Raw genomic sequence first — 3,967 nt, 5'->3', positions numbered from 1 at the left:
ACCGCACGGGTTCGCCGCAAGGCGCCGGCCGCGACACCGCCGCCAACGAAGTCATGCACTTGGCGGGACTGGTGAACGTGCTGCAAGACCAGCAGGGCTACAAGCCCCTGTCGGCCGAAGCCTTGGGCGCGCTCGCGCCTGACCTGATCGTGGTCACGCAGGCGTCGCTGGACGCGGGCGGCGGCATGGAAGCCTTCCTGCGCATGCCCGGCATCGCGTCCACGCAGGCCGCCGCAAAACGGCGGATCGTGGTCATGGACGACCTGCTCATCCTGGGCATGGGGCCGCGCTTGCCGCTGGCGCTGACCCAGCTCAAGCAGGAGGTCGCGCATGTCATGGCGCGTTAGCGCGCCGTTGGCATTGGGCTTGCTCGGCGCGGCCTTGGCGGTCGCGGTGGTGGCCGCCACCGCCAACGGCGCGGTGGCGATCCCCTTGCGCGAGCTGCCGGCCCTGCTGTGGGGCACGCCGACGCCGGAAAACGCCTTGTGGCGCAACGTGCTGATCGACATCCGCCTGCCGCGGGTCCTGTTCGCGCTGGTGGCGGGCGCCGGCCTGGCGGTATCCGGCGCGGCCATGCAGGCGCTGTTCCGCAATCCGCTGGCCGAGCCCGGGCTGATCGGCATATCGGCCGGCGGCGCACTGGGCGCGGTGGCCGCCATCGTGCTGACTTCCGGCGGCTTCTGGATCACCGCGCCGTCGGCCTTCGCCGGCAGCCTGGTCGCCACGCTCTGCGCCTACGCGGTGGGCCGGCGCGTGCCGGGCGTGGCCGGGCTGCTGCTGGCGGGCGTGGCCATCACGGCCATGGCGTTCAGCCTGATCGGCCTGTTCACCTTCGTCGCCACCGACGCGCAACTGCGCGACCTGACGTTCTGGAACATGGGCAGCCTGGGCGGCGCAAACTGGAAAGTGCTGTCGTTCCTGGGACCTTGGGTGCTGCTGGTCAGCCTGTGGCTGATGAGCCAGTGGCGCGTGATGAACGCCTTGCTGCTGGGGGAACGCGAGGCCCAGCACCTGGGCTACACGCTCAAGCGCGTGCGGGCCAGGCTGGTGCTGGCCAGCGCGCTCATCGTGGGCCCCCTGGTCGCCGCCACGGGCACGATCGTCTTCGTCGGACTGGTGGTGCCGCATCTGGTCCGCATGACGCTGGGCGCCAATCACCGCTGGCTGCTGCCCGCAACCGTGCTCGCGGGAGGGCTGGCGCTGATACTCGCGGATTGGCTGGCGCGTACCGTGGTCGTGCCGGCGGAACTGCCTATCGGGCTGGTGACCGGCCTGGTCGGCGGACCTTTCTTCCTGTGGCTGCTGGCGCGCGGACGGAGAATCGGATGACGCTCTCCGCACAGAACCTGAGCGTGAGCCGCGGCGGCGCGCGCATCCTCACCGATGTGTCGCTGGACATCCGGCCAGGAGAAGTGGTGGGCTTGCTGGGCGCCAACGGCGCCGGCAAATCCACGTTGCTGGGCGCGCTGGCGGCGGAACTGGCGCCCGATGCGGGCCAGCTGAGCCTGGGCGCAACCCCGCTTGCCGCGCTGCCGCACCGGCAGCAGGCGCGCTTGCGCGCCGTGCTGCCGCAAAAGCCCGGGCTGACCTTCGACCTGAGCGTGCGCGAGGTGGTCGCCATGGGCGCCTACCCATTCCCGGAGTTGCCGCCGCAGGCGGTGGACGAATTGGTGACGCAGGCGCTGGGCCAGGCCGATGCGGCGCATCTGGCGGGACGGCGCTATCCGGAGTTGTCCGGCGGCGAACAGCAGCGCGTGCAGTTCGCCCGCGTGCTGGTGCAGTGCCATGCCGCGCGCGGGCAGGACGAACCGCGCTACCTGTTGCTGGACGAACCCACGGCCAGCCTGGATCCCAAGCACCAGGGCGACTTGCTGCGCCGCGCCTGGGAATTGGCCCACAGCGCCCATACGGGCGTACTGGTGATCCTGCACGACATGAACCTGGCCGCGCGCTGGTGCGACCGCCTGCTGCTGCTTTGCGGCGGACGCGGCATAGCGCAAGGCACTCCGGCGGAGGTCCTGACGCCGGCGAATCTGTATCTGGCCTACGGCATCGACGCGCAGGTGGTTCCGCACCCCCTGCAAGCCGGCCGCCTTCTGGTGCTGATGGCGTGACGTGGGCTGTCGGGTCGGTAAAATAGGCGATACGCTTGTATTCGCCTCTTCAACATCTACCCAACAGGACCCCGTGTCATGCCTACTTTTGACGTCGTCTCCGAAGTCGACAAACACGAACTCTCCAACGCTGTCGACCAGGCCAACCGCGAACTGGCCACCCGCTTCGATTTCAAGGGCACCGAGGCCAAGTTCGAACTCGACGAATTTGTCGTGACCCAGGTCGCCTCCAGCGCGTTCCAGCTCAAGCAGATGCTGGACATCCTGCGCGGCCGCCTGTCGGCGCGCGGCATCGACGTGCGCTGCCTGGACGTGGCCGATCCCCTCGAAAACCTGGGCGGCGCGCGCCAGAAGGTCACCATCAAGCAAGGCATCGAGCAGCCGGTGGCCAAGAAGCTCATCGCCGCCATCAAGAACGCCAAGCTCAAGGTGGAGTCGCAGATCAACGGCGACAAGCTGCGCATCAGCGGCAAGAAGCGCGACGACCTGCAGACCGCCATCGCGCTGCTGAAGAAAACCGACGTCGACCTGCCGCTGCAGTTCGAGAACTTCCGCGACTGATCCGCCCCGCGCCAGGGCGCGCGGCGCCCTGCGGACCTCGAGGGGGCCATGGGACATTCCAATGAGTTGCAGCTGGTCGTCGAACTGGTGCGCGCCGGCGGCATGTCCGCCGCTGCCCGCGAACTCGGCGTCACGCCGGCCGCCGTCAGCAAGCGGCTGGCCCAGATCGAGGCGCGGCTGGGCGTGCGGCTGGTCAACCGCAGCACGCGGCGCCTGAGCCTGACCGCCGAAGGCGAGGTCTACCTGGAGAACGCCCGCCGCATCCTGGGCGAGATCGAGGACCTGGACCAGTTGATCGCCAGCCGCCAGGACAGTCCGCGCGGCCTGCTCAAGGTCAACGCGCCGCTGGGTTTCGGCCGCAGCTACATCGCGCCCGCGATTGCGGAATTTGCCCAGGCCTATCCCGAGGTGTCGCTGCAACTGCAGCTGACCGACAGCCCGGCGGATTTCGTGCAGGACGCCTTCGACGTGGCGGTGCGCTTTGGCGACCTGCCCGACACCCGCCTCATCGCCCGCAAGATCGCGCCCAACCGGCGCCTGGTCTGCGCATCGCCGGGCTACCTGAAGGCCCATGGCGTTCCCGCCACGCCGCATGACCTGGCGCGGCACCAATGCATCGTGCTGCGGCAGAATGAAGCCGCGTACGGCCTGTGGCGCTTCACCAAGGGGCGCCGCAGCGAGACCGTGAAGGTGCGCGGCAACCTCAGCAGCAATGACGGCGAAGTGACGTTGACCTGGGGCCTGGCCGGCCTGGGCATCCTGCAGCGCGCCGAATGGGACCTGGCCCGTTATCTGCGCAGCGGCAGGCTGGTGCAAGTGCTGGAAGACTACGCCTTGCCGCAAGCCGACATCTATGCGGTCTTCCCGGAAAGACACCATTTGTCGGCCAAGGTGCGCGTGTTCGTGGACTTCCTGGTGGCGTATTTCAGGAAGGGCGCGGACAGCCGGTGGTGATCGCCGGCCCGGCTCAGGCCGACCACAGGTGCTGCGCCGCGTAGGCGCGCCAGGGCCGCCACGTCTCGGCGCGGGCCAGCAATTGCGCGGGTGTGTAGGCCCGCGCTTCCAGTCTCTCCAGCGCCCGGATCAAACCGATGTCGGCGGACGGGAACGCGTCCGGCTCGCGCAACTGGCGCAGGGCGATGTATTGCGCCGTCCATTCCCCCACGCCGCGTATGGTGCGCAGCCGGCGTACCGCGTCCTCCAGGCCGCCGGCCGCATCGAACAGATGTTTGTCCGCCACCGCCGCCGCGGCCACCGCCGACAAGGTTGCCGCGCGGCTGCGCGGCATGCCC

Annotated in this window: 5 protein-coding genes and 1 pseudogene; 5 read left to right on the top strand and 1 reads right to left on the bottom strand. The window is 69.3% G+C overall.

What is annotated here, in order from left to right:
- From WBB14_RS10140 to WBB14_RS10120, 5 genes are all read left to right on the top strand, one after another.
- On the top strand, window positions 1–347 hold a 347-nt coding region (locus WBB14_RS10140), incomplete at its 5' end, for an ABC transporter substrate-binding protein (RefSeq protein WP_424239710.1).
- The gene (locus tag WBB14_RS10135) at window positions 331–1,329 is read left to right on the top strand and encodes a FecCD family ABC transporter permease (protein WP_424239709.1); all 999 of its coding nucleotides are present in this window, start codon (window positions 331–333) and stop codon (window positions 1,327–1,329) included. The genes WBB14_RS10140 and WBB14_RS10135, both read left to right, overlap by 17 nt.
- Window positions 1,326–2,114, top strand: a complete 789-nt coding sequence (locus WBB14_RS10130; RefSeq protein WP_424239708.1) for a heme ABC transporter ATP-binding protein — start codon at window positions 1,326–1,328, stop codon at window positions 2,112–2,114. Before WBB14_RS10135 ends, WBB14_RS10130 begins: the two co-directional genes overlap by 4 nt.
- Before the next feature lie 78 nt (window positions 2,115–2,192).
- Window positions 2,193–2,675, top strand: coding sequence for a YajQ family cyclic di-GMP-binding protein (locus WBB14_RS10125; RefSeq protein WP_013395853.1), 483 nt, complete (start codon window positions 2,193–2,195; stop codon window positions 2,673–2,675).
- A 48-nt stretch (window positions 2,676–2,723) separates the two neighbouring features.
- Window positions 2,724–3,629 (top strand): LysR family transcriptional regulator, encoded by a 906-nt coding sequence (locus WBB14_RS10120; RefSeq protein ID WP_424239707.1) that lies wholly within the window; start codon window positions 2,724–2,726, stop codon window positions 3,627–3,629.
- A gap of 13 nt (window positions 3,630–3,642) precedes the next feature.
- Here the strand turns inward: WBB14_RS10120 and WBB14_RS10115 are convergent.
- Window positions 3,643–3,967, bottom strand: a pseudogene (locus tag WBB14_RS10115) (3-methyladenine DNA glycosylase 2); the annotation flags it as partial.

The sequence above is a fragment of the Achromobacter sp. genome (genome assembly GCF_049647645.1).
GTDB lineage: Bacteria > Pseudomonadota > Gammaproteobacteria > Burkholderiales > Burkholderiaceae_B > Achromobacter.
Note: the sequence above shows the minus strand (reverse complement) of the source record. Positions and strands in the feature narration are given on the sequence as shown.

What these genes read in the sequence shown, in the direction of transcription:
- WBB14_RS10135 (WP_424239709.1), top strand. Translation starts at nt 331, where the DNA reads ATGTCATGGCGCGTTAGCGCGCCGTTGGCATTGGGCTTGCTCGGCGCG.
- WBB14_RS10130 (WP_424239708.1), top strand. Translation starts at nt 1,326, where the DNA reads ATGACGCTCTCCGCACAGAACCTGAGCGTGAGCCGCGGCGGCGCGCGC.
- WBB14_RS10125 (WP_013395853.1), top strand. Translation starts at nt 2,193, where the DNA reads ATGCCTACTTTTGACGTCGTCTCCGAAGTCGACAAACACGAACTCTCC.
- WBB14_RS10120 (WP_424239707.1), top strand. Translation starts at nt 2,724, where the DNA reads ATGGGACATTCCAATGAGTTGCAGCTGGTCGTCGAACTGGTGCGCGCC.